Consider the following 24093-nt stretch of genomic DNA (forward strand, 5'->3'; position numbering starts at 1 on the left):
GCGCGCCCCTACCGCCACACCACGGCGAAGACGACGGTGGCTGCGACCACACCGACGATCATCGCCAGCGCGTAATGGGTCACGACGCCGGTCTGGAGCCGCCGCAGCGCCCCGCCGCCGCGCAGGATCGAGTGGGCAACGCCGTTCACCACGGCGTCCACGCCGGCAAGATCGACCCTCAGGCCCGCCCGCGCCGCGCCATGCAGGAAGGGTAGCGCCACGGTCTCGGACACGTCGCTTACCGCTTTCTCGTAGCGGGCCAGCGGTTTTTCGGCGAGCCACATGAAGAGCCGCGCGCCCTTCCGGTAGAACCAGTCGGTGTCGATGCTGATCGTGTTCTTAGGGTCGAGCGCCCTGAGGAATATGACAAAGCCCAAGGCGGTGAACATCAGCACGCCGAGGCTCTCGGTGACATGGACACTGGTGTAGGGTTCGAAATCGACCGGATAGGGCAGCAATGCGTAAAGCGGCTGGGGGAACACCCCGATCGCAATGCAGAGCACCGCCGCCATACCCATCGCAACCAGCATGTTGCGCGGCGGCTCCCGCGCCTCCAGTTTCCTATCGGTGCCGAAAAACATGTAATATGGGAGCTTGAGCCCGGTGTGCAGGAATGTCCCCGACGACGCCATCGTCAGCGCCAGCACCACCATCGCCCGATGATCCTGTCCAGCAGCCGCCACCACCATCGACTTGGTGACGAAGCCAGAGAAGAACGGAAATGCCGAGATCGCGAAGGCGCCGACCATGTAGAGCGCAACGGTCAGCGGCATGGTCTTGTAGAGCCCGCCGAGCTCTGTGAGCTTGCGCCGCCCGGTGACGTGGATCACCGCCCCCGCGCCCATGAATAGCAGCGCCTTGTAGAGGATATGCGCGAAGGCATGGCTGGTGGCGCCGTTGACTGCCATCTCGGTCCCGATGCCGACACCCGCCACCATGTAGCCCACCTGACTGACGATGTGATAGGCAAGCAGCCGTCGACAGTCGTTCTCCAGCACCGCGTAGATGACGCCGTAGAGCGCCATCGCAGTGCCGAGCCAGACCAGAAGCTCGGTCCCCGGAAAGGCTCGCGCCAGTACGTAGACGGCTGTCTTGGTGGTGAAGGCGCTCATGAATACCGCTCCGGTAACGGTCGCCTCCGGGTAAGCATCGGTCAGCCAGGCGTTGAGCGGCGGCACCGCGGCGTTGAGCATGAACCCGGCAAGGATCAGGTAGGCGCCGACGCCCATCTCCCCCGCGATCGGGCCGAAAAGCAGCGAGCCTGTCGAGAGCCCGTAGAGAATGACGCCGCCAAGCAGGACGACGCCGCCGGTGATATGGACCATGAGATAGCGGAAGCCGGCGGCAACCGCCTGGCGGCCGCCCTGGGCGAAAACCAGATAAGCAGAGGCAAACGCCATGCCTTCCCAGAACAGGTAGAGCGTCAGGTAGTCGCCGGCGAACACCACGCCGAGCGCGCTGCCGACATAGACGAATGCCGCGACATGCTGGCCGGGGCGAGGCAGGTGCAGCGCATAGACCGTTCCGATCAGCGCCATGATGGTGAAAACGGTGGCGAAGACGATGCTCAGTCTGTCGACCTTGGCGATCAGGATTTCCTGCCCGATGAACGATGCCGCGCCGTAGCTGCCGGGCTGCATCGTGAGCACGGCGATGGTCGCCAGCGCCGGGATCAGAAGCAGATAGGCCTTGCGGATCGATCCGTTGAGGAAAGGAATCGGCAGAGCACCGAGAATGAAGACGAGGGCGGGATGGACGAAATCAGTCATAATAGTCCTCACGCCGCATCAACCCGCCTTGATGACCGAGGAACTTGGACACGAAGATCAGCAGCACGCAGGATAAGAAGCCGTAGGCGGCCGACCAGCCAGGCAGGCGGTCCCACAGGTATTCGGCGTGTTCGCGCAAGACCAGGAAGTCGGCGACGACGATCAGGACGAGCACCAGATAGAACAGGCCGCGGCGCTGCCTCGCATATTCTTCGTCACCAAAGAAGTCGACGACACGCTTGATCATCTGACCACTCCGTCCGCCAGGGTAAGAAAATAGCCGGGAAAGATGCCCATCAACACCGACAGAATGGCGGTCGCGACCAGCGGGATCGTCACCATCGGAATTTCGCGGACAGTCGCCGCGCTTTCCGGCACCGGGCTTGCCTCCGTCCCGAAAAAGGCGACATAGCTGACCGGCAGGAAATAGGCGGCGTTCAGGATCGAGCTCACCAGGAGCACGGCCAGGAACGCGATCTGCCCCGCCTCCACCGACCCCTGCGCCAGATACCACTTGCTGACGAAGCCAGCGGTCGGCGGCACTCCGATCATGCTCAGCGAAGCGACGAAAAATGCCCCCATCGTCCAGGGCAGCCTGCGGCCGATACCAGCCATGTCGCTGATGTTCCTTTTGCCGGACGCGCAATAGATCGAACCGGCACAGAAAAACAGCGTGATCTTGGAGAAGGCGTGCGCCGCGATGTGGATGATCCCGCCGACCATCGCGACCGGCGACAACAGAACCGCGCCCAGCACGATGTAGGAGAGCTGGCTGACCGTCGAATAGGCAAGCCTGGCCTTCAGGTCGTCCCGCGTCAGGGCGTAGAGCGACGCCATCAGGATGGTGAACGAAACCAGATAGGCCGTGGCGATGCCAAGGCCCAGCCCCCCGACCAGCCCAACGCCGAAGACATGGAACACCACCCGCAGCACGCAGAACACGCCCATCTTGACCACGGCCACCGCATGCAGGAGCGCGCTGACCGGTGTCGGCGCCACCATCGCGGCAGGCAGCCAGGCATGCATCGGCATCACCGCAGCCTTGGCGAAGCCGAAGAGGTAGCAGAAATAGACGACCGTCAACATCGGCGCCGAAGCGTCGACCCGCGAGAGCAGCCCCCCCGCTACAAAGTCGAGCGACCCCGCAATCTGGTAGGTCAGCGCCAGCGCGGCGAGAAGCAGGCTTTTCGACGCGCCCATCAGATAGACGAGGTACTTGCGGCTGCCCGCCCATCCCTGTTCGTCTTCGTGGTGGTAAACGAGCGGATAGGTTACGAGGCTGAGCACCTCGTAGAAGATCACCAGTGTGAACAGATTGGCGGAAAAGGCGCCCCCGACGGCCGCCGCGAGGCTGGTGGCGAAACAGGCGAAGAATCGGGTCTGCGCATGCTCGTTCAAGTGCCGCATGTAGCCGATGGAATAGATCGCCGCCACGATCCACAGCAGCGACGAGACAGTGGCAAACACCATGCCGAGCGCATCGACCCGGAACGCGAAGTCAATCCCCGGCAGAATCTCGAACAGGGGCAAATCGACCGTCCCGCCCGCCAGCACCGTGGGCGCCATCGAGGCGACAACAGCGAACATGGCGATCGCGGCCAGTGGCGAGACGACATCGCGGAGTTTCTCGCGATTGCTCAGAAGGAGAACAGCAACGGCCGCCAGACCGGCGACGGCGACGGCTAGCAGCGGCCGGATCGATATAACCGGGTCCAAAGCCGCTATCCTTTCATCATGGTCACGTCGTCGACCTTGAGGGTGGACTTGTTCCTCACGAGGGCGACCAGGATGCCGAGGGCGACGGCAACCTCTGCCGCGGTGATTGCGATGACGAAGATCGCGAAGATTTGCCCGCGGAGATCGTCGTAGTAATGCCCGAAAGCGATGAAATTGATGTTGACCGAGTTGAGCAGCAGCTCCAGCGACATCAGCACGACCAGAATATTGCGCCTGAGCAGCACACCCGCCGCTCCGATTACGAATAGGACCACTCCGAGCAAAATATACCACCAGAGCGGAACCATCACTCCCACTCCTTCCGCGCCAGCACGATGGCGCCGACCAGGGCCGCCAGCAGGATCACGGAGGCGGCTTCAAACGGCAGGAGATAGTCGGCAAAAAGTGTCGTGCCGAGCTGCCTAATCTGATCGCCGCCGCGCGCCGCGACGGGCTCCGTGACCGAAAAGCGGTCGCTCCAGAGCACCAGTACAAGCATCTCGACCCCAAGCAGGACGAGCAGCACCATTGCCGGCAGGTTGCCACCCGGTAGGAACCGCTGCAATACCGCTTCGCGCACATCGATCATCATGATCACGAATAGAAACAGGACCATGATCGCGCCGACATAGACGAAGATCTGGATGACCGCGAGTAACGGCGCCTCGAGCAGGACGAAGATTGCTGAGATCTGCAGGAAACACGCCATCAGCGCCAATGCGCTGTGAATCGGATTCCGCGCCAGGACTACCGTCAGGGCCGTGATCACAGCCACCGTGGCGAACAGAAGAAAGAACCCCTGACCCATCGACGCCCCTCCAACGCGAACTGTCACTCGGCGCGAGACGGGCGGATCTGAGATAGCGCCGCACTTCAGATGCGTTCACAAATTGTGCCCTAGTATCGGATTTTTCACAAGATTATTGTCATCGGCGACGCAAAGCCCGGCCAATCCGGATGTGGCGCAGACCGCTTACGAGCACGTATGTCTCCGACTCAACGTTCAGCGGGATCGTCCATGCCCTTCGCTGCGGCGGCCGTTGGGCAGGCTGTGCCGATGTCTATGGACGCAAGAAGACACTTTATAACCGGTTCGTCCGCTGGTCGGGACGCTGCATCGGTGGCACCGTGTTTCGCATTGCGCCAAATGGCGGCCATCGGGGCTCAAGAACCAAGTTACCAGCGCCATTATCCAACTGTCAGGATAGTTCCAAAGCTCCTCGTCGGCACGTATTTCGGCATCGGCCCCACTGAGACCTGCCGCGGATATCGGATCTTTTCCCAAGGTCCATGCATCTCTTACCCAGGAGCTGCGACCTCCGCAACAATGGCCTTGAGGTTGCGGACCGCGATCGACGACACGCCGATAGCAGACTGAAGAGAGCTAGGCTGCTGGGAGCCTAAAATTTTTACTTGGAAATGGCTGGCACCGCGAGAATCCCCTAAAAACCTGCGATAATCAAAAATGCGTGAAAGTGACAAACTCCTCCACCAATACTCGGGGGAGACAATGGACGACCTGTACAAACTACGCGGACTACTTGGGGAACTGAGCCATGCCGTGCCGGCTGGTAATCGGTACGAAATGCTGCGATATCTTATCGCAATGGCCGAGCTGGAGGTTTCCGATCTGAGCGCCCCGTTGCGACCACATCGTCGGAAACGTTTAAATCCCGAATATCGGCGAGATTCTGAGCTTTGACCAACTCGCGGAGCATTTTGAGCGTCTCGCCCATGGGCGTTCCGCGGCGCGCCTCCGTTCTTGCTCGGGCCAACATGATGCGTGTGGTCATTTGTAATCCTTGCAGACGACTAGCGTGGCGGAGTATGCCGTCAAGAGGGCGTTATTGCACCCCACAAATCTCGTGAGTTGTTGAGCTCAGCCGCCCGCCCGCGTAGCGGAGTCAAGGTGGCCAAAATGAGGAATATATTCCCTCGGTTTTAACAGAGCCAAGGATGGGCAATATCCGGACGGACGCGTACGGCGGATCGATCGAGAACCAGGCTCGGCTGATTCTGGAGGTAACGGCTGCAGTGGTCGAGAGATCGGCGCCGAGCGAACCGGGATCCGGATTTCGCCGATATCACCCGCTAATGGCGTTTCGAGCAGTGACGCTCAGGCGCAGTTTGACTACATCGTCGATCAACTCGATGCCTTGGGCATCGTTTACATTCACGTCGTCGAAGGTGCCACGGGCGGGGCGCGCGATGTTGCGCCGTTTGATTTCGGATCGCTCCGTCGGCTCTTCAAGAATACCTATATCGCCAACAACGGCTATGGTCTCGAGCTTGCGACGTCGCACCTTACCGATGGCAAGGCGGATCTGTTCGCCTTCGGCCGGCCGTTTATCGCCAATCCCGACTTGGTGGAGCGACTGCAAACCGGCGCGCCGTTGGCGCAGGTCGATCCTGCCACGATCTATGGCGGCGGCGCCGCGGGTTATACGGATTATCCCGCATTCGCAGCTGTAAGCGGCCAGTGATCCCTTCGGCGCCGCACTTTGGTGCGGCCCCGACCCTTGTGCGCTGTCTGCGATAGGGGCTCTCCAACCGGACAGGAAATACTATGGCGTCAGGCCTCGTCGAGAGGCCGGTTTGAGATAGGCTCGAAAATGCTTGCTCAGATGCCACCACTGCTGGCGAAATCACGGCATCGCGATCTCGATCGCCCGCATTTGTCGCCGTTCCGCTTTAGTGTCCAAGCGCATTAAGCCAATCTCCGAACGTTTCGCCACGGCGCTCGGGCGGAGCGGCCGGTGGGACAGGATGCTCTGCGGCGCCGGCCTTTCGGATTTCACGGGGACTGAAACCAAATTCGTGGCTAAATGCGCGCGTGAAGTTGGCCGCCAGATCAAAACCTGCGGCCTCCGCTATTTCCGATATCGGCCGGTTGTTGGTAGGATCGCTGAGGTCCGCATAAGCCGCCAGAAGCCGCCGCTTGCGAATGTAGTTGAGAACACCGCCACTTGCGCCAAACAGCTGATAGAGCCGGGTGCGCGAGATCCCGAGCGCCCGGCATATGCTGTCAGGCGTGAGCGTATCCGACTGGAGGTTGCTGTGAATATATCGGTGTGCCCGCTCCATCATGCCCATATTCGGCAGCGTCGCTGTCGCTGGCGCCACCGACGATGAGACACAGGCAACGACCATGTCGCGTATCGTGTGCACGATCCTTGGCAGCTCTTCGGCAGTGAGTCTGGAGAGATTCGACTCGATGCCATGGACATAGTTGATCAACAACGTAGCCAGATTGCCCGACAGCGTCGAATTGTTGGCCGCCTCCAGGAGACCGGCATCGTCGGCCAACAAATCGTAAGGCATGAAAAGAAGGATGGTGTCCGAATCGGTTGTCCGCCCGCGATAAGGATAGCCAAGCGATCTGAACGCGAGCTTGTCCGGCCCGCTTTCAGCAACCCGGCGATCGACTTCCGTCCAGGCCCGACCACTGCGGGGCAGTTCCACATACCAGTGATCGATCGGGCTCAAACGCAACATTGCACGAGAGCGTATGTAGCTGTGAGCCGGCACGCGCTGTTGAACGATAAGTAGCTTGCCTAGATACCATGCTGTCTGGTTTGCCAAGAAGCCGTCGTCCAGAGATTTGTCATCCGGCAAAGTGACCTCAACCAAGGGAGCCATATGTGCCCGCCACGCGTGGAACTGTTCCGCTGGCGTCAGCTCGCGTGTCGAAAAACGCAGGGGCGTCAGTGCGGGCGGAGCTGACGAAGGGGATGTCGCCTGTACATCGGATTGACGCGGCCAACGGCGACGCTCCAAGGGCGGCTGCTTGCCGGGCACCTCCGCAGGCTGCTTGTCTGGTTCGGACTCGGTTGAACGATCACTCATACAATCCTCCAGCCCACGATCGCCAAGCCAGGAAGAATTTGGCGACGATCCGTTGTTCTGGCGCGGCGGCGTCCGGCCCACGCCCTCATCACGGCCTAGTTGTACTCTATTTGGAGTAGAAATGCACGGGACGATAAATATCTGGATGGGAGGATAACGACATTCGCGCCTGATGTTTGTATTAAATAAAGCGTGGTCACTTCAGAAGAATATATGCAATTATTGAAAGACTTATTAACGTAGTTCTTTTTTGATTACCTATTTATATCTGCCTTCAGGGCGGAAGGCAGGTCACTCTATAGGATTGATGGAGGTTGCCGTGATTTTTCTGAGTAAGAGTGGCGACAACTATTCATCAGGGGCAATCCAGGGTGACAGTCCTGTGCCCCGGCGACGAGAAGATCGGAAACGAATTCTTGTCGCCGGTGGCGCAGGTTTTCTCGGATCGCATCTCTGCGAGCGACTGCTTGGCGCGGGGCATCAGGTCATTTGCCTCGATAATTTCTCGACCGGGCTGAGGCGCAACATCAGGCAATTGAAGCGCTCCGATGCCTTCAGTGTCATTGCCCACGACATTATCGAGCCGATCGACATTGAGGTCGACGAAATCTACAACCTCGCCTGCCCGGCATCGCCGACCCACTATCAGGCTGATCCGATCCATACGACGAAAACCTGTGTGCTGGGCTCGCTCAATTTACTGGAGTTGGCCGTGCGCCGCCGCGCGCGGATTGTCCAGGCGTCCACGTCGGAAGTCTATGGCGACCCAAATGTCCACCCTCAGGTAGAAGGCTATTGGGGCAACGTCAATCCGTTTGGCCCGCGCGCCTGCTATGACGAAGGCAAGCGCTGCGCGGAAGCATTGTTTTTTGACTTCCACAAGATGCATCGGGTCGAAATCAAGATCGTTCGCATCTTCAATACATACGGCCCTCGCATGCGCCCGGACGATGGCCGGGTCGTATCGAACTTCATCGTCCAGGCATTGAAGGGCGAAGACATCACCATATACGGCGACGGGTCGCAGACCCGTTCGTTCTGTTTCGTCGATGATCTGATCGACGGTTTCGTTCGCACGATGGCCTCCCGGCCGTCCGTGACCGGCCCGATCAATCTTGGTAACCCTGCAGAATTCACGATTGCCGCGTTGGCCGATAAGGTGGTCCAACTCACCGGTTCGCGGTCGAAGATCACTCATCGTCCATTGCTCATCGATGACCCACGTCGCCGCTGCCCGGACATTTCGCTCGCTATGCGAGAACTCGACTGGTGCCCGACGGTGAATTTATCCGCCGGTCTTACCCGAACGATCCGTTATTTCGATGGTCTTCTTGCCCGGACGGACCGGGCGCTGAAGGAGGTTGCCTGATGGTTACGCCACGTCTCCTCGTCACCGGTGGTGCCGGCTACATCGGCAGCCACACGGCAAAACTGCTGCGTTTGGAGGGCCTTGAACCGGTTGTCTATGACAACCTGACGACCGGAAATCTTTCGTCGGTGCGTTGGGGGCCGTTCGTTCGGGGAGATGTCCTCGACACACCCCACCTGATCCAGATCGTCGAGCAGTACAAGCCGGTCGCCGTCATCCATTTCGCCGCTTCGGCCTACGTCGGCGAATCCGTTTCCGACCCTGCAAAATATTACCGCAACAATGTTTGCGGAACGCAGTCGCTGCTTGACGCCTGCCGGCACACGGGGCTTGACAAGATCATCTTTTCATCGAGCTGCGCAACCTACGGTGTGCCGGGGACGCTGCCCATCAACGAGGCGACGCCACAGGTCCCCATCAACCCTTACGGCAGAACAAAACTGATCGCCGAGCACATGCTCGCCGACTACGCCGCCGCCTTCGGTCTGCGCTACGTGGCGCTTCGCTACTTCAACGCCTGCGGCGCCGATCCGGAGGGGGATCTCGGTGAATGGCACGAACCGGAAACCCATTTGATTCCGCGGGCGCTGCTGGCCGCGGCAGGCAAGCTTCCGCGCTTGAAGATATTCGGCGATGACTACCAGACGGCCGACGGAACCTGCATGCGCGACTATGTTCACGTTGCCGACCTCGCGCGCGCCCATGTGCTGGCGTACAGGCATATCGACAGGGGCGGAGAGAACATGGCTCTTAATTTGAGCACCGGGCGTGCGTCTTCCGTCAGGGAAGTCTTGAGAGCAATCAACCAGGTTACCGGGCAAATTGTCCCGATCGCTATCGGACCCCGCCGCGAAGGCGATCCACCGGCGCTGTATGCGGACGGCAGCCTTGCCCATAAGAAACTGGGGTTCCTGCCCGAATATTCTGATCTCGAAACCATCGTGCGGACCGCTGCCCCTTTCTTCGGATTGGACGTGCGGTCGTGACGCATCCTTGCGCCATGGACCGGACAGGCGACACGGACCGAACTCACAAGCCGCTTCATTGTCCCGAGAAGAGAATGCCCGCCTGACAACAAACGCGAACGAGATTGGAGGAGCATTGTGAACAGGAAAACAAAGGCACTTGCCTTCTCGTTCGCCGGACTTTTGCTCTCGGGCACGGTTTTCGCATCAATCAACCAGCGCGCAATGCCCAACCTTAGTTCTCCGTCCATGGCGATACCGTCGCCAAAACGACCCGTCCTGGCCGCGACATCAATAGGGTTCGGCGCGTATGATCCAAATGGCGATTTCAGCGAGCCGTCGAGCTCTGACATTGAACATCTGTTCCTGCCTTGGGAAGACGTCGATCTTTACACGCTGGCCGAGGCTGACAACTACGCGAAGGAACGCGGACGTATCCTGTTGATCACGGTTGAACCGTGGTCCTGGTCACCCAAATGGCGCTTTTCTTCGCAAGAACTTCTCAGCAGCATTCTGAACGGGCAGCGCGACGACAACATGGCGGCAGTCTGCTCGATGGCTGCCACATTGAAGAGCCCGGTCATCATACGCTGGGGACAGGAAATGGACGAGGCCGACAGCCAGTTTTCCTGGTCGCATTGGCGGGGTAAAGATTTCATAACGGCCTACCAACGTATGGTAACGGTGTGCCGGACGCATCTTAAGACCGCGAAATATATGTGGTCACCGAAGGGCAACGAGGGCCTGGAGACTTTTTATCCAGGCGACGAGTTCGTGGATATCGTCGGCCTTTCAGTATTCGGTCTGCAAAAGTACGATCACGACACCGCCGGCCGGGATCAGACATTTTCGCAGCGTCTGGCGCCCGGATATAACCGCGTAAAGGGTTATGGCAAGCCGATCATCGTCGCAGAGCTCGGCTATGAAGGCGATCAGTCCTATGTGCGGAATTGGGCGCAAGACGTCGCCACGCCCCATGCTGACTTCCCTCATCTGGCTGCCGTCGTCTATTTCAATGATCGCGAAATTAATCCATGGCCGCAAGGCTACGGCCGCCCCGACTGGCGGATCATCCAAGAACCCGTCAACTGATCGGGACCCGACAAAAGGGGCTGATCGGCGGGAGAGGTAGTGATGCGCTGATGCGTGTGCCAACCGGGCGCGGTCGGGAAACATATTGGATGCCCGGCAGAGATAGTCACCCGGCACGACTTTCATCGGTGGTTTGGTGCATGACCATAGCTCACGCGATAGACGCCGGTCTCGACAGGAAACATGGCGTAGGAAACCCCTTTCACGGTCTCGGTCTTGTAGCTCACCGGGAGCCCGTCCCGACTGATCGCGAATATTTCCTTCCCAGCGGTTCCTGCCGGGACCATTCCGCGAAGCATTGATCCGGTCCGCCTGTCGGCGAACGCCTCGAACGTAAGGGCGGTACCGTCCCAGGCGATCTGCGCGAAAAGGGAGTTGTTGCGGCCGTCGGTCCAATCGAGCAATTGCTGTACCGAAACCAGCGGCACGCCGCGGGCTTTCGCCGCGGTCGTCAACTGCCTGTCGAAATCGTCACTGAAGTCGTAGTGCGTCCCGAAGGCGCCATAATAGCCCTGAGAACCCAGCGCCCGGTCGAGTTGTGTTTCGATGGCTGACGGAAAGCGCATGCCGCTCTCGTTCACCAGATGTGATGCCACCTGGTAGACGTCGATCATGCTCCCGTCGAGATCGGCAAACCGCATCGGCTGGCCGGAGCCGGTCATGAAGCCGGGACGGTCCATTATCCACGACCCCGGCCAATAGTAATAGCCTAGATCCATCCGGACCCCATAACGCGATCAAGACAGGCCCTCCAAAACCTTGCTTAAGATCGCGCCGTGTCGTGAACGACCAACTTTGGCCGGTCGCCATCGTATTGCCGGCTTCGTCGCGAGCGCCAGCAGCAATGGTGGCCATGTACCTAGTACCGCTCGTTAGCGGCATGGTTGGCGCAAGCACTGCTGAGCGGGTCCGCTTGTCGTATGAAACGCTCGCCTCGACCGGTACGCCCATTGCTGAGAGCCGAAAGGAGTTAGACCCGATGGTGGCGGGATCAATGTCTTCGCTCCGGAGACGCATAGTCCCGTGAGGCGACCACAGCTAATCCCATCGCCGCCAGCATGGCCACGATGATTAGTGTCAGGCCCTTCCTCTCTCCCGCCATTCTCACGGATCCCTCCCTCTCTCCTCCCAATGAGATCGGGCAAGTTTAGTTCCACAAGAAGCCGCTAATGCAACAAGATGTGCACTACTGAACGTGGAGAAGCCGAAAGGGCGGCACCCATATACGTCCACGCACTGCCCGAAGCTGATCAGGTGGAACGGCCGTTCTCGAACAGCATCAAAAGTGTCTAACATGGTCGTGCAAAACGCCACAAAGAACGTCGATGCCGATCAGTCGATCCGGTACTGGACATGGTAGCGGCCGTGGTAGGCGGAGCGTTCGATATGGGCGCGCACGCCAAAAACCTCGGCGATAAGCCTTTCTGTCAGAATATCCTCCGGCGCCCCGGCGGCCACGACCTTGCCCCGGTGAAGGACGGCAAGACTGTCGCAGAACATCGCTGCCAGGTTGAGATCGTGCAGCGCGATGATGCTGGTCACCGGCAGCCGGGCCACCAGCTTGAGGATTTCCAGTTGATGCTGGATATCGAGATGGTTCGTCGGCTCGTCAAGCAGCAGTTCGCTCGGTGTCTGCGCAAGCGCGCGGGCGATGTGCACGCGCTGGCGCTCGCCGCCGGACAGCGTATGCCAAAGCTGTGCAGCCCGGCCGGGCATGCCGACATGACAAAGAGCGGCGTGCACTGCGGCATCGTCCGCGGCACTCCAGGACGAGAGCGGGCCGCGATGCGGCGTGCGTCCCAACCTGACCACGTCGAGAACACTCACCTGTGCATCGGTCGTTGCCTGCTGCTCTACGAAGGCGACGCGCCGGGCGATGTCGAGACGGGACATTGCAGCGATATCTGTGTCTCCAAGCGAAACGACGCCGCTCTTGACGTTTCGCAATCGGCAGATCAGGCGCAACAGGCTGGATTTTCCAGACCCGTTCGGCCCAAGCAGGCCGAGCGTCCTGCCGGGCGCCACCGCGATGCTGATGCCGTCGACGATCATTGCGCCGCCGGTCGACCAATGGACGTCACGGACGGAAATGCTCAAACCGGTCTCCTTGCCTTGTAGAGAATGGCCGCGAAGACCGGCGCGCCAAACAGCGCGGTGACGACCCCGATCGGCAGGATCTGCTGCGGAACGATGATGCGCGATACGATATCGGCGGTAATCATGAAGGTCGCGCCGATCAATGCCGAGGCGGGCAGAAGGCGGCCATGCGAAGGACCGACGAGGAACCGCGCCGCATGTGGAATGACCAGCCCGACAAAACCGATGGAGCCGACAATGCTAACCATGGCCGCCGTCATCAGCGCCGTTGCGCCGAGAAGGATCATGCGGACGCGGTTGACCGCAATGCCCAGCGCTGCCGCTGCATCGATCCCGAAGGTAAAGGCGTCCAGTGCGCGGGCATAGAACATCGACACGGCAAAACCGGCGAGAGCGACGGGCGCGGCCAGATAGACGTCCGGCCAGCGTACGCCGGCAAGGCTGCCGAGCAACCAGAACATGACGCCGCGCGCCTGCTCGGCATTGGCCGATGTGGTGACGATGTAGGAGGTCAGCGCGTTGAAAAGCTGTGAGCCTGCGACACCGGCCAGAATGATCCGGTCCGCCCCGCCGCCAGCCCCGGCGGCAAGGGCCGATACCAGAACGAAGGCAAGGACGGCGCCAAGGAAAGCGCCGGCCGACAGCGTCAGGACGCCGTAGCCGAAACCGAGGATCATCACCGCAACCGCACCGGTTGAAGCGCCGGCGGAGATGCCGAGCACATAGGGTTCGGCCAGCGGATTGCGCAGCAGTGCCTGCAGGATCGCGCCGGACAGCGCAAGCGCCGCCCCGGAACTCGCGGCAAGCAGGGCGCGGCTCAGCCGATAGTCCCAGACGATGCCCTCATGGATGCGGCTGAGTTCGAATGACGCGCCGAAAATCCGGTTGGCGACAGCCTTGCCGGTGGTTGTGAGCGGGATGGAAATCTCGCCGATCGAGACGGCAAGGCTGATCATGAAGGCGAGTGCTGTAAGCGTCAGGGTGGCAAGCGCCAAGCGCGCCCACCACCGGCCGCCGATCGCTACGGGTTGTTCGATCGCCGCCAGTGTCACTGCGACAATCCGAACGCCTTGATGCCTTGCGCCAGCGTCTCGATGCCGTCGATTGTGCGGATCGTCGGGTTCATCGACTGCGCATCCATCTGGATGAAGCGCTTGTTCCTGACCGCGTCCAACTGGCTGGTGACCGGATCCTTCTCGAGGAAATCGATCTTCACCGCCGGATCGTCGGCTGCGTAGCGGCGGCGGTCCATGGTGGCGATGACGATGACGGACGGATTGGCCTCGGCAATCGTTTCCCAGCCGACCAGCGGCCATTCCTCCTCGGTCGTCACGACATTCCGGGCACCGAGCGCCTTCAGGATATAGGCCGGAGCGCTGTTCTTGCCGGCAATGAAGGCATCCCCCTCCACTTCCTTGCTGGAAAACCAGAAGACGACCGGGATGTCGCTGAGCCTGGCGCCAAGGACCAAAGCAGCGGCGTCGGATTCCCGCTTTTTCAGGTCTGCGATCAATGCATCGCCGCGATCCTTTATGTCGAAGATTTGCGAGAGCTCGCGGATTTCCTGGTAGATCAGGTCCATCGTGAAGAGCTCTTTGCGCAGACCATCGCCGCCATCGGTATTGACCTTGGCGACGCAGTCGGCCGGCGAGACATAGGTGTTGATGCCGAGGCCTGAAAACTGCTCACGCTTGCCAACCGATCCTTGCGCGCCGACATGCCATTCGAATTCGGCGGCGACGAGATCCGGCGCCTCGCCGACGACGGATTCGAAGCTCGGGTCGTTGTCGGCGACGCGCTTGATCTTCCGGTTTTGGGCCTCATACTCTTTCAGCACCGGACCGACCCACACGGCGGTCCCGGCAATCTTGCCGGCCAGGCCGAGCGAGAACAGGATCTCGGTCATGCCCTGGCCGATCGAGACAATCTTCTGCGGCGGCTTGTCGAAGCTGACGGTCTGGCCGCAATTTGAGATTTCCAGGGGATAGCGCGTCGGCGCAGCCGCGGCCGGTGTGCAGAGGCTCCCCAACACAACGGCGGCTGCGGAAATCGGCGCGAGAATACGGGAAAAGGCGACAAAGCGCCCGGCAAGGCGGTCGAAATCGATCATGACGGTTCCTTTCCGGGCAACCCCGCCCGGGTGAGTGGATCTTGCTTTCGACGGCAGGTCTCCTGGCTCGCGGATATGTGTCTTTCGCCTGCCTTCCCGCGAAGCCAGAGGCTCGCAGTGGCATGGCGCCTGAGAAAGGCGCCACAAGGACGATCGGCAATCCGCTTACAGTTGCGGGGGCAGCCACGGTCTTGGTCCCTGTTGGGTCTTCCGCACCGTGTTCCCTATTAATCCCCTCGAAGTCATCCATCGGGGAACCGTCGGCGGTGATTTAGTCCGAGCATGGCGACGGCGTCAAGGTGGCCATTGACCTCGATGATCTGGCAAGAGCGTTCCGCCAGACTTTGATCCGCTTGATGCTGCCGTCGGCGTTTCGCTTGATCGAATGGGCGTGGCAGTGCGGGAAGTGATTACGCTGCAAGTCTCGGATTATCTGCAGCGTATTCCCGAGAGGGGCAACAATGTCCGTGAACCAGAGATTGCTGCCGGATGTCCAGCGGTCAGGCGGCGGATTCTGTCCGTGAAAATAGAGTGTATTGTGGCATTCGTCGTCCACTAAAGCCCAGGTGACGAAGGCGATCGGCAGGCTATCCTCGTCAAAGTAAACCTTGCATTGTCCCACCTGCAGAGCTGGCACGAGGTAGGCTTCTATCTCGGAGACGGACCAGTCTCTATAGTCGGATGCCATAGCCACGGCAGTCATCATTCCAAGCGCTTCAAAAAAACCGACAGACCGGTCTTTCCCGCCTGCATTATCGTTATACATCGCTCATCGCTCCCCGAAACTGTCTTGGATGGCCTTCAGAATAGGCTCGAAGAAATAGCTGATCAGCCGACGCTCGCCTGTGATTACGTCGACAGTCACCGTCATGCCCGGCGTGAAATCGATGATGCGATCCACGACCCGGATATTGGGTCGCTCTAGGTTCAGGCGAACGGCATAGACCCATTTGCGCGTGATCGCATCTTCGCGCGCATCAGCGCCGACGCTGGAGACACGCCCCCGAACTATGCCGAAGCGCTCCGCGGGGAAGGCGTCGAATTTCACGAATGCCTGTTGGCCCGCCCCCAAAAAGCCGACATCCCGATTGTCGAAGAAAGCCTCGATCTCAACGCCACCATCGGAAGGAACGATAGACATCAGGGGCGATCCGGCCTCGATGAACCCGCCGAGCGTAAACACCGAGAGGTGCTCGACCCGGCCGTTTGCGGGCGCCTCGAGGGATAGATTCGCGCGATAGGTTTGTGCGGTATTCAGCTCGGCCCGCGAACCCCGAAGGGCGATCCCCGCCTCGTTCAACTGCTTGCGATAGGTCGAGAGAACAGCCGATATCGCGCCCGTCCTCTGCTTGGCCACGGCCTCAGCCTCGGCATCAAGCTCACCGAGCTGACGTTCGGCAATTTTGGCATCGCTTTCGACCGCCTTGAACTCACGAAGCCGATCAAGATAGTCAACCTCACTGGTCGCTCCCCGCTTCCTCAGTGTTTCCGCGGAGGCAAATCTCTGCGCGACGATTTCCTGATCCGAACGAGCTTTTTCGATCCGCGCCAGTTGGGCGCTTTTCGCGCCCTCGATTCGTTTTAGTTGCGCGTCGGTTTGAGCCACCTGATCACGAAGCGCGGCGAGAACGGCGATGACAAGTTCCTCCGTGCCGTCCACCTCTACCTGGATGCCAACCCTCTGGCGCCGCAGAGCTGCCCTTCCCGCCTCGATAAAGCCTTCATCTGTCGGATCTTTGCGGACTAGAGGCTCCAGGATCGACGAGGCGACAGCCTCCTCCTGTACCTGCCGTTCAATCCCTGCCTCGATGCGTGCGATGTCACTTTCGGCTGCGGTGGCATCCATCGTCACCAGAACGTCGCCGCGTTTCACAGACTGGCCCTCTCCGACCAGGATCGCCATGATCTTGCCGTCGACCTGCGGCTGAACGATCTGGACCCGGCTGGTGGGTATAGCCTTACCCTGGCCGCGCGCGACGATTTCGGTCTTTGCGACATAGCTGCCCGCGACGATCACGACGAACAGGCTAACGAGAAACCAGGCCGTCAGGCGGATGGTCGGCGATGCCGGCTTTTCGACCGTGTCGTTCGTCATGCCGGCAGCGTTTCTGCGGACGTCCACTGCTGCTCTGACGCGGTGTGGCTGAGGTCGATCACGTTGATATTCGAGCCGAGCAGGTGGGGATTGTGCGTAACCACCACCAATGTCCTGTCACGCGCGAATCGCTTCATCATCTCGACAATGATCGCCGCCGATTGCACATCGAGGGCACTGGTCGGCTCATCGAGGATGAGCGCCTGCGGGTTCGTGAGAAGGGCTCGCGCCAAAGCGATGCGTTGGCGCTGACCGCCGGACAGATGACCGCCGCGCTCTCCGACGTCGGTATCGATTCCGTTTGGAAGCTGCATCACAACCCGGTCGCTCCCGCTTTCCATCAGGACGCTTTGGATCTCCTCTTCGGTCGCGTCCGGCTTAGCCAGTAGGAGATTGTCGAGGACGGACCCGGCAAACAACACAGGCTCCTGTGGTAGATAAGCGATTGTTCGCCTGACGCTTCCCGGATCGTGGTCGGAGAGGCTCTGACCGTTGACCTCAACGGTCCCGCTGGCCGGTTCGTAGAGACCTGCGATCAGCTTCGCCAAGGTGGACTTGCCCGAGCCGGAATCGCCGACAATGAGTGTCGGTCGATTTGGCTCGATGTCGGCGCTCAAGTCGCGGATGACTGCCTGATCCGTCGTGTAGCCGAACGACAAGCGGTTCAGGCACAGCGTCAGCGGCCCCTCAATCCGCAGTCGAGGCTTGAGGACATCCGTCTCAGCCGGGATGTTGAGAAAATCACCAAGCCGCAGCCGCGCAACCTTCAGTCCTTGCCACTGTTCCCATATCGAGGAGAGCGACATGATCGGTCCCGACACCTTGTCAGCCAGAAGATGAAACGCGATCAGCTCGCCGAGCGTGATCTCGTTTTGAAACACCAGTCTTGAGCCGAAAAATATGATCAGGATCACCGACCCATTCTCGAGGATTTCGCCAAGGAAACCGTTGAGGATGTTGAGTTTGGCGACGCGAAAGCCGGCAACGAGGCTCACGTCCAACGTCTCCTGGAAACGCTCGGCCTGCCGTTGTTCGGATGCCAGCGCCTTGACGGTGACGGCATTTCCGAATGCCTCGACGAGGCGTGATTGATGGCGCGAACCGGCAGCAAATGATTCCTGCATGCGACGCCGGACGAATGGCCCGATCATGCCGAAGGTCATGATCTGAAGCGGCAGCATGATCAGCACCAGCACGGTCAGAAATGGGCTGATGGAGAGAAGCGCTATGATGTACGTGATTGCAAACAACAGGTCGAGCGCAAAGCCGATCGTCGTGCCGGTAACGAAATCTCTGACCGTGTCGATCTCTCCTATGCGTGCGAGGGTTTCGCCCACTCGCCACCGTTCGAGAAAGCGCAACGGCAGGCCGAGGACGTGGCGGAACATTCTGCGTGCCAATTCCGCGACCAGACGGTTAGCCATATGACTGCCGAGATACGCAGTCACAGCGTCGAGTCCGGCGGAAAAAACCGTCGTCAGAACCAGAACCACGACGATCAGGGAGAGCGTTGCCTCACGCTGAAACGGCAGAACGCGGTCGATAATCGTCTGAAAGACAAAGGGCTGAACCAGACCAAGCAATCGTAGGACGATGGCGATTACCATCAATTCGACGATCAGCGGCGTATATCTGAAGGTGGTTTGAGTGAACCACGATAGTTCGACAGGATTTTCTCTGTGAACTGCCATTTAATTTATCAGTGAACCCGTGCCATGTGTTTAATTGTATTTTTTGGTCTTGACACTCTAGGATGATATTTGCAAGCCTAAGGTTGTTATGTCTCACATGTATTTACTTATGAGAGAAACGTGATTGAAACAAATTAGAAGGAGATTTCTTATGGGTAGCGGTAATAGTGGTGGCAGCGGCAACGGTCGCTCGCGGGCGGGCTCAAAGCAGAGCGGTGGAAAAGGAAACAAGGGTGCGCCCTCACCGAGCGCTTGTGAAAAGGCGGTCGCAGGAGGTGCCATAGGCGGAGCAATTGCGGGCTCGCCAGGTGGCGTCAAGGGGGCTGTAGCGGGGGCAGTTGGCGGCGCCGTTGGCGGAGCGATTTCTTCGTGCTTATAATTCGATTATGTCATGGTGACGGGAACCACAAGACTTGAGTCACCTGCTTAAAGGAGTGGGATTGGTTTACGGCTACCCCCACTCCATTCCCAGGAGTATATCATGATTAAATTCGCCCTAAGCGCGTCGTTTATTACCATGGTATTCTTTTATATATACTATGTATATATGCTTAAGAATCAAATTATTTTACGAGACTATTTAATAGGCTCGACACTTTCTATCATCGTTGCGATCATACTAACAGGGCTCTTTAGCAAATTTTCCGGGTAGTTAAGGGGCAAGATTGGGGAGCTCATGCATCGATAGGCGCGATTGTACCAAGCAAGTCCTTGCAATTAGAAGCGAAAGAGCCGCTATGACAATTTCCGCAATCTCTACAGCGCGCCCTTCTCTGGTTCATACTGATGTCCCGAGCTTTTAAACATCTTATAGTTTTATTCTCTTCCTCGGCGTCGCTTTTCCTGGCGCTGGTTGTAGGAATGCTATTCCATAAACACTCGATGGGCTATATTGAGCCGTTCGGGCTCGCATATCTGTTCGGGTCCGCTACCGTCGAAGAAATCAGCAGAATGCTCGGCATTGCCTTGATGATATGGCTCGTCAAGAACGGACTTAAGTTCCAAGATTTTGTGACATTTGGATTATGGTTCGGCTTGGTCGAGCTCCTGTTGAAAGCACACTTATATTCGGATGAGTTTAGCTCTTGCACGAGGAATTGCGGTGCGGAGATTTTTCACACGTATATTGTATATTCTGCGCCAATGTTAATGCACGTGCTAATAACCATCGGGTACGTTCCTTTATTATCAAATAGAGGCTCCTTTTATTTAGCGTTCACCTTGGCATGCGCAGTAGTATCTCACGCCGTTTTGAACAGTTTGTCAATCCAACTGGCCGGGGATGAGTTTCCTATTACTGACTTTCCCAAAGGTGTCGCATTATTGATGCTTATTTATGGTTTGGCGATTTCTTTTGCCTGGGTAACACACCAAAAGTCGCTCCGGCTCCAATCCGGTCGCTAGTGGTTTCCGCCTAACATCAGGGTCCGGTTTGGTATCGCGACACACCGCAAAAGCACGTTGGGCGGGCCGAGATCATTCTGTTGAGTGCCGACGGCGTGGGCACCGTTGAAATCATGGAGCGAACGGGCAATTGGACATCATTGTCTAAACCGTCAACAGGCATTATCTTCGCGGGCATGAAAAGTTCGAATGAGCCCGTTCCCAGGACCTCCGTGCACAGTCAGCGTGGCCAATGCGCCAAGCGCATCTCCATCCTGGACGCCGCCGCCGAAGTCTTCTGCCGTCAGGGATTTGCCGGCGCAAGCATCGATGAGATCGCCGCAGAAGCCTGCGTGTCGCGCCAGACGGTCTACAATCACTACCGGGAAAAAGAGAACCTGTTCACAGCCGTCGTCGAGGACGTAATGGACCGGGCGAACGCCATGCTCTTCTCGATCCTCTCGACCTTTCCGGAAAATCCGGTCAACCTCGAAGACGACCTTGCAGCCTTTGCTGTGCGCCTCAGCCACAACTGCATCTGCAATCAGGATGGGAAATTCCTGCGCAAGCTGGTGCAGTCCGAGGGCGAGCGCTATCCGCATCTTTTCGAATCCTGGCGCCAGCAGGGGCCCGGCAAGATCGGCACGGCGCTCGCCGCTCTCTTCGCCCGCCTCGCCCATAAGGGGCTGCTCGAGATCGACGATTTCGATGTCGCCGCCCGGCAGTTCCTAGCGCTGGTCAATGCCGATCTGCAGATGAGCACGCTGTTCGGCGCCACGCCGTCGGAGGAAGAACTGGAAAATGCGGCGCGCAATGCGGTGCGCACGTTTCTCCGGGCCTATGCGGCGCCCCCGGCCTGATCGGTCCCGACAGTCCCTTTCAAAAGAAACCCGCGATGCGTTCGCTTGCCAGTTCCCGATCCACTGCCAACGACCACAGACAATTGCCTTTCTGGGCTGAACCACTGGCATCTGGCTCGAAACGCCGGCCGGGGCGGGTGCGATCTCTGTAACGGCTTCGTCGTCGCGGTTCGAAACGCTGACGCTGACGCTCCAGGCTGTCTGAAGGCCTGGCATGTATCCGTCCCCGGCATCCGGCGGCAGACCTCAGGCAATCACCGGATATCTCAATCGCTGCGCCTGCCGTTCCAGCTCCGCCAGCGCTTCATAGTCCAGGTCTGATAAAACGGCAAAATCCTTCAGCGCCAGTACATCCCGGATGGGCGCGAGCGATGGTTCTGTGATCGCCTGCTGCAGCACCTGCCTGAGCAGCGAAACCTCCTCGTCGGGGGCACCGGCCCGGGTGACAAGCGGCAGTCCCGGAGCCTTGACCGTTTCGGCAAGGACGCGAACGCCTGCCAGGCTCTGCGGATCGAAACGCAGCACATTGCCGTAGGTGACGCAGTCGATTGCCGCCACATCCGCCCTGCCGGCGAGATCGCCGCAATGCTGTTGCGATGCCCACCCGTCTCGATGACGGAGGAAAAGAGCCGCCCATCGCGCGCCAGGGGCGCGATTGCCGCGCGAAACAGGTTGGTGCCGGAATTGCTGAAGGGCTCGTTGATCGCCGCCCTTGCGCCGCGCAGGTCTTCCAGCGACCGGGCACGGGAATCCTCTCGAATGACGATGAAACTGCATTTGAACGGTCCGTCGCAGCCCGGATGGCCATAGACCGGCGTTGCCACGAGCCGAACCTTGCCGCGCAGCTGTTTGACATAGGGAAAGCCGCAAGTCTGGGCTAGCAGCAGCTCGGGATCCGTCCAGGCCTCTTTGTACCGCACGACGGCATCGAGCGTATCGGGAACGTCTTCGAGACCAGCTCGCTTCAAGGCGCCGCTCAGGAAATTCCACAAAGCCGCCGTGGCTTCGGCAAGCGGTGGCGGGCTGGCATACATGGCAAGGCTGGCAAGGCGCATTCGGGAACTTTCGCAGGTGACAGGCGTGCATACCACACCTCGGCTAGCGCGAGATCTCCTTGCGCCGGGGGTTCGGCGCTGATCAAGAATGATTGGGATGCGTGATGCTGTCATGCGCCTTCACGAAGAACCGGCGGGCAATATCCCAATAGCTGTTGTAGACCAGCCCGCCATTGCCGGCGATGAGGGCGTCGCGATTCAGGCGATAGACGGCCGGCAGCCGGTACCAGGAAATTCCAGGCTTCAGGTGATGCAGCACATGCAGGTTGTTGTAGAGGAACAGCAGGCCGAACAGATGGCTGTTTTCGACGATCGCTGTCCGCTCCTCGCGCCGCTCGGCGTATCTGTGTTCGGCGTAGCCCCGCAGCCGCGTCAGCGTGGCCCCGAGATAGACGAAACCGAAGAAATAGAGCCAGAACGGCATGCCGCAGATGACCGTGACCCAAAGGAGAACGATGGCAGCGCCAATCAGGTGGATCGTCCAGATCCGCGCCCGGCCGGGTTCTCCCGCCCGCAGCAACCGGGCTTCCTGCACCAGAAAGCTCAACAGCATCACGACCGGGCCGATGGTCAGCCGCCCAAACAGCGTCGTGTTCCAGCGCGCAAGCCCCTTGCCCGCTGGCCCAAGCCGCTGCCAGGCTGCCTTGGTGAAATAGGAGGATTCGGGATCCTCGATCGGGTCCGTCAGATGCTCGTCGCGGTGATGTTCCAGATGGCTTTCGCGGTAGATCTCATAGGGCAGCCAGAGCGAGAGCGGGATCGAACCGATGGCGTTGTTGATCCGCTGGTTGCCCGTCGGGTGGCCATGGATGACCTCATGCTGCAGCGATCCATGCCAGGCGATCAGCCAGCCGCCGGCTAGTGCGACGACGGGCACCGGCAGCGCGTCCCACCACCAGGTCAGCGCCAGAAAGCCGCCATAGATGACGGCTGTGAGAATGATGGTCGGCCACTCCAGGCGGCGGCCCGGAACCTTGATAATGTAAGAAGGCTTGTCAGACATGCACCGCTGCTCCCTCGAGACGAGGGAACCTACATCGAAGCGCCTTCCGTTAGATAATTATGTTTATCTATTTTATAGACTATTTTGGGAAAATTTCGTTCCGGTTCAGCGCCTTTAGGAAAAGTTTTCGCGGGCCTCTGCGCCATACGAAGGAGGGTTGCTACATCCATGATGCCGGTGTCTTCGGCAGCCTGCTGTCGGGATCGACGACATCCAGACGCGGCGCGCCGGCGCCGTTCCACCGCCAGAGCCCCACGCAGCTTCCACCCGGAGACATGAAGGAAGGGTAGATCACCCCGTCGAAATCGTGGCTGATCAGCCGTTCGCGCAGCCGATGGGTCTCGGGCACCTCGCCCTTGTCGAGATGCATCCGCCATTCGCACCGATGGATATCGGCAGAGCTGCCAAGTTTTGCGAGTGTCGCCTCATCGGTCAAGTCGGCCAGAGAGGCGTCTTTGAGTTCCAACTGCGCGATCAATGCCGGATGCTGGACAAAACCCTGATTGTATTCCGCCCACGCCGTCGAGAGTTCGCGCGCCGCATAGATCGTCGGCGCGCCAACCGGGTTCCAGCGGCCGCCGAACCGGGCAGCGCCCTCACCAGAAAGCGGCGCAAAGGCCCATTGCGGCACGAAGGCGCGCCAGAGGGTCAGCTTGCCCGTATTTTCATCAGGCATAGACGCCGGACCGCACCGCCTCGAGATAGGCCAGCACCTTGTCCGACTTGCCCTCGCTCACCAGGTCATAGGCCGTCTTGCCCGCCCAGCCGGGGATCGGCTGATGCTTGAACCAGATGGTTGCGCGGTTTTCGTCTCCGGCCATTTCGCTCGCCATGGCGAGGATGCGCACGACCTGGCTCAAGGCGCTGTCCACCTTGCGCGCGCTCGACTTCGCCGTCAGCGTGTTGCGGGCAACGCCGATCAGCCGGGCAAGCTCGGCCAGCGTGACGCCGAGCTGTTCCGAGACGCGCCGCGCTGACAGAAACGGCGAGTGGCCGTCACCGAAGCGGCTTGCCGCAGTATCGAAGCTCAAAGCTGTCATGG

The 24093-nt window shown here is 59.6% G+C and carries 19 protein-coding genes, 4 pseudogenes and 1 riboswitch; of the genes and pseudogenes, 5 read left to right on the top strand and 18 right to left on the bottom strand.

The window, feature by feature from the left end:
• Positions 1 to 8 precede the first annotated feature (8 nt).
• From ACSQ2W_RS21245 to ACSQ2W_RS21265, 5 genes are read right to left on the bottom strand one after another with little or no spacing between them, the layout of a single operon-like run.
• Entirely contained in the window at positions 9 to 1769 is a 1761-nt protein-coding gene (locus ACSQ2W_RS21245) for a Na(+)/H(+) antiporter subunit D (RefSeq protein ID WP_436088189.1), read from the bottom strand.
• On the bottom strand, positions 1762 to 2016 hold the full coding sequence (locus tag ACSQ2W_RS21250; protein ID WP_436088190.1) for a hypothetical protein: 255 nt from the start codon (positions 2014 to 2016) through the stop codon (positions 1762 to 1764). The genes ACSQ2W_RS21245 and ACSQ2W_RS21250 overlap by 8 nt, the downstream gene beginning before the upstream one ends.
• Positions 2013 to 3485 carry a monovalent cation/H+ antiporter subunit D family protein gene (locus ACSQ2W_RS21255; protein WP_436088191.1) on the bottom strand — a complete coding sequence of 491 codons (1473 nt, stop codon included), beginning with the start codon at positions 3483 to 3485 and terminating at the stop codon, positions 2013 to 2015. The genes ACSQ2W_RS21250 and ACSQ2W_RS21255 overlap by 4 nt, the downstream gene beginning before the upstream one ends.
• 5 nt (positions 3486 to 3490) lie before the next feature.
• On the bottom strand, positions 3491 to 3793 hold the full coding sequence (gene nuoK / locus ACSQ2W_RS21260) for an NADH-quinone oxidoreductase subunit NuoK (RefSeq protein WP_436088192.1): 303 nt from the start codon (positions 3791 to 3793) through the stop codon (positions 3491 to 3493).
• Positions 3793 to 4293 carry an NADH-quinone oxidoreductase subunit J gene (locus ACSQ2W_RS21265; RefSeq protein ID WP_436088193.1) on the bottom strand — a complete coding sequence of 167 codons (501 nt, stop codon included), beginning with the start codon at positions 4291 to 4293 and terminating at the stop codon, positions 3793 to 3795. The genes nuoK and ACSQ2W_RS21265 overlap by 1 nt, the downstream gene beginning before the upstream one ends.
• 1154 nt (positions 4294 to 5447) lie before the next feature.
• On the opposite strand from ACSQ2W_RS21265, the pseudogene ACSQ2W_RS21270 reads away from it, so the two are divergent.
• Positions 5448 to 5968 (top strand): annotated as a pseudogene (locus tag ACSQ2W_RS21270) (alkene reductase); the annotation flags it as partial.
• A 208-nt stretch (positions 5969 to 6176) separates the two neighbouring features.
• Here ACSQ2W_RS21270 and ACSQ2W_RS21275 read toward each other — a convergent pair.
• On the bottom strand, positions 6177 to 7331 hold the full coding sequence (locus ACSQ2W_RS21275; RefSeq protein WP_436088194.1) for an AraC family transcriptional regulator: 1155 nt from the start codon (positions 7329 to 7331) through the stop codon (positions 6177 to 6179).
• Positions 7332 to 7695: 364 nt separating this feature from the next.
• Here ACSQ2W_RS21275 and ACSQ2W_RS21280 point away from each other — a divergent pair, with 364 nt between their 5' ends.
• The 3 genes from ACSQ2W_RS21280 to ACSQ2W_RS21290 all read left to right on the top strand — a co-directional run bounded on the left by ACSQ2W_RS21280 (position 7696) and on the right by ACSQ2W_RS21290 (position 10757).
• The gene (locus ACSQ2W_RS21280; protein WP_436088959.1) at positions 7696 to 8700 is read left to right on the top strand and encodes a UDP-glucuronic acid decarboxylase family protein; all 1005 of its coding nucleotides are present in this window, start codon (positions 7696 to 7698) and stop codon (positions 8698 to 8700) included.
• Complete coding sequence (gene galE, locus ACSQ2W_RS21285; RefSeq protein ID WP_436088195.1) at positions 8700 to 9686, top strand: UDP-glucose 4-epimerase GalE; 987 nt, start codon at positions 8700 to 8702, stop codon at positions 9684 to 9686. The genes ACSQ2W_RS21280 and galE overlap by 1 nt, the downstream gene beginning before the upstream one ends.
• 117 nt (positions 9687 to 9803) lie before the next feature.
• Positions 9804 to 10757, top strand: a complete 954-nt coding sequence (locus ACSQ2W_RS21290; RefSeq protein ID WP_436088196.1) for a glycoside hydrolase family 26 protein — start codon at positions 9804 to 9806, stop codon at positions 10755 to 10757.
• Between the two features lie 122 nt (positions 10758 to 10879).
• Here the strand turns inward: ACSQ2W_RS21290 and ACSQ2W_RS21295 are convergent.
• The 8 genes and pseudogenes from ACSQ2W_RS21295 to ACSQ2W_RS21330 all read right to left on the bottom strand — a co-directional run.
• Positions 10880 to 11494, bottom strand: a pseudogene (locus tag ACSQ2W_RS21295) (Ig-like domain-containing protein); the annotation flags it as partial.
• 52 nt (positions 11495 to 11546) lie between these two features.
• Positions 11547 to 11774 (bottom strand): annotated as a pseudogene (locus ACSQ2W_RS21300) (Ig-like domain-containing protein); the annotation flags it as partial.
• Between the two features lie 315 nt (positions 11775 to 12089).
• Positions 12090 to 12809: an ABC transporter ATP-binding protein gene (locus tag ACSQ2W_RS21305; protein WP_436088960.1), complete on the bottom strand. Its 720-nt coding sequence runs from the start codon at positions 12807 to 12809 to the stop codon at positions 12090 to 12092.
• A 41-nt stretch (positions 12810 to 12850) separates the two neighbouring features.
• The gene (locus tag ACSQ2W_RS21310; RefSeq protein ID WP_436088961.1) at positions 12851 to 13810 is read right to left on the bottom strand and encodes a FecCD family ABC transporter permease; all 960 of its coding nucleotides are present in this window, start codon (positions 13808 to 13810) and stop codon (positions 12851 to 12853) included.
• 92 nt (positions 13811 to 13902) lie between these two features.
• Complete coding sequence (locus ACSQ2W_RS21315) at positions 13903 to 14964, bottom strand: ABC transporter substrate-binding protein (protein ID WP_436088197.1); 1062 nt, start codon at positions 14962 to 14964, stop codon at positions 13903 to 13905.
• A 35-nt stretch (positions 14965 to 14999) separates the two neighbouring features.
• Positions 15000 to 15241, bottom strand: a riboswitch (cobalamin riboswitch).
• Positions 15236 to 15730 (bottom strand): toxin-activating lysine-acyltransferase, encoded by a 495-nt coding sequence (locus ACSQ2W_RS21320; RefSeq protein WP_436088198.1) that lies wholly within the window; start codon positions 15728 to 15730, stop codon positions 15236 to 15238. Its footprint overlaps the riboswitch before it by 6 nt.
• A gap of 3 nt (positions 15731 to 15733) precedes the next feature.
• A complete protein-coding gene (locus ACSQ2W_RS21325; RefSeq protein ID WP_436088199.1) occupies positions 15734 to 17059 on the bottom strand; it encodes an HlyD family type I secretion periplasmic adaptor subunit in 1326 nt (441 codons plus the stop codon).
• On the bottom strand, positions 17056 to 18750 hold the full coding sequence (locus ACSQ2W_RS21330) for a peptidase domain-containing ABC transporter (protein WP_436088200.1): 1695 nt from the start codon (positions 18748 to 18750) through the stop codon (positions 17056 to 17058). The genes ACSQ2W_RS21325 and ACSQ2W_RS21330 overlap by 4 nt, the downstream gene beginning before the upstream one ends.
• A gap of 1544 nt (positions 18751 to 20294) precedes the next feature.
• Here ACSQ2W_RS21330 and ACSQ2W_RS21335 point away from each other — a divergent pair.
• Complete coding sequence (locus ACSQ2W_RS21335) at positions 20295 to 20993, top strand: TetR/AcrR family transcriptional regulator C-terminal domain-containing protein (RefSeq protein WP_436088201.1); 699 nt, start codon at positions 20295 to 20297, stop codon at positions 20991 to 20993.
• Positions 20994 to 21239: 246 nt separating this feature from the next.
• Here ACSQ2W_RS21335 and ACSQ2W_RS21340 read toward each other — a convergent pair.
• The 4 genes and pseudogenes from ACSQ2W_RS21340 to ACSQ2W_RS21355 form a co-directional block, all read right to left on the bottom strand.
• Positions 21240 to 22048 (bottom strand): annotated as a pseudogene (locus tag ACSQ2W_RS21340) (phosphate/phosphite/phosphonate ABC transporter substrate-binding protein).
• Positions 22049 to 22130: 82 nt separating this feature from the next.
• A complete protein-coding gene (locus tag ACSQ2W_RS21345; protein WP_436088202.1) occupies positions 22131 to 23051 on the bottom strand; it encodes a fatty acid desaturase in 921 nt (306 codons plus the stop codon).
• 160 nt (positions 23052 to 23211) lie between these two features.
• A complete protein-coding gene (locus ACSQ2W_RS21350; protein ID WP_436088203.1) occupies positions 23212 to 23727 on the bottom strand; it encodes an RES family NAD+ phosphorylase in 516 nt (171 codons plus the stop codon).
• Positions 23720 to 24091, bottom strand: coding sequence for an antitoxin Xre/MbcA/ParS toxin-binding domain-containing protein (locus tag ACSQ2W_RS21355; protein ID WP_436083365.1), 372 nt, complete (start codon positions 24089 to 24091; stop codon positions 23720 to 23722). The genes ACSQ2W_RS21350 and ACSQ2W_RS21355 overlap by 8 nt, the downstream gene beginning before the upstream one ends.
• Positions 24092 to 24093: the final 2 nt, after the last annotated feature.

Source organism: Pararhizobium sp. LjRoot255 (assembly GCF_964252905.1).
GTDB lineage: Bacteria > Pseudomonadota > Alphaproteobacteria > Rhizobiales > Rhizobiaceae > Pararhizobium.

Excerpts from the sequence above, each read along its gene's own strand:
- ACSQ2W_RS21330 (WP_436088200.1), bottom strand. The coding sequence starts at position 18,750 with ATGGCAGTTCACAGAGAAAATCCTGTCGAACTATCGTGGTTCACTCAA.
- ACSQ2W_RS21265 (WP_436088193.1), bottom strand. The coding sequence starts at position 4,293 with ATGGGTCAGGGGTTCTTTCTTCTGTTCGCCACGGTGGCTGTGATCACG.
- ACSQ2W_RS21245 (WP_436088189.1), bottom strand. The coding sequence starts at position 1,769 with ATGACTGATTTCGTCCATCCCGCCCTCGTCTTCATTCTCGGTGCTCTG.
- ACSQ2W_RS21315 (WP_436088197.1), bottom strand. The coding sequence starts at position 14,964 with ATGATCGATTTCGACCGCCTTGCCGGGCGCTTTGTCGCCTTTTCCCGT.
- ACSQ2W_RS21325 (WP_436088199.1), bottom strand. The coding sequence starts at position 17,059 with ATGACGAACGACACGGTCGAAAAGCCGGCATCGCCGACCATCCGCCTG.
- ACSQ2W_RS21350 (WP_436088203.1), bottom strand. The coding sequence starts at position 23,727 with ATGCCTGATGAAAATACGGGCAAGCTGACCCTCTGGCGCGCCTTCGTG.
- ACSQ2W_RS21310 (WP_436088961.1), bottom strand. The coding sequence starts at position 13,810 with ATGATCAGCCTTGCCGTCTCGATCGGCGAGATTTCCATCCCGCTCACA.
- nuoK (WP_436088192.1), bottom strand. The coding sequence starts at position 3,793 with ATGGTTCCGCTCTGGTGGTATATTTTGCTCGGAGTGGTCCTATTCGTA.
- ACSQ2W_RS21305 (WP_436088960.1), bottom strand. The coding sequence starts at position 12,809 with ATGATCGTCGACGGCATCAGCATCGCGGTGGCGCCCGGCAGGACGCTC.
- ACSQ2W_RS21275 (WP_436088194.1), bottom strand. The coding sequence starts at position 7,331 with ATGAGTGATCGTTCAACCGAGTCCGAACCAGACAAGCAGCCTGCGGAG.
- ACSQ2W_RS21250 (WP_436088190.1), bottom strand. The coding sequence starts at position 2,016 with ATGATCAAGCGTGTCGTCGACTTCTTTGGTGACGAAGAATATGCGAGG.
- ACSQ2W_RS21345 (WP_436088202.1), bottom strand. The coding sequence starts at position 23,051 with ATGTCTGACAAGCCTTCTTACATTATCAAGGTTCCGGGCCGCCGCCTG.
- ACSQ2W_RS21320 (WP_436088198.1), bottom strand. The coding sequence starts at position 15,730 with ATGTATAACGATAATGCAGGCGGGAAAGACCGGTCTGTCGGTTTTTTT.
- galE (WP_436088195.1), top strand. The coding sequence starts at position 8,700 with ATGGTTACGCCACGTCTCCTCGTCACCGGTGGTGCCGGCTACATCGGC.
- ACSQ2W_RS21355 (WP_436083365.1), bottom strand. The coding sequence starts at position 24,091 with ATGACAGCTTTGAGCTTCGATACTGCGGCAAGCCGCTTCGGTGACGGC.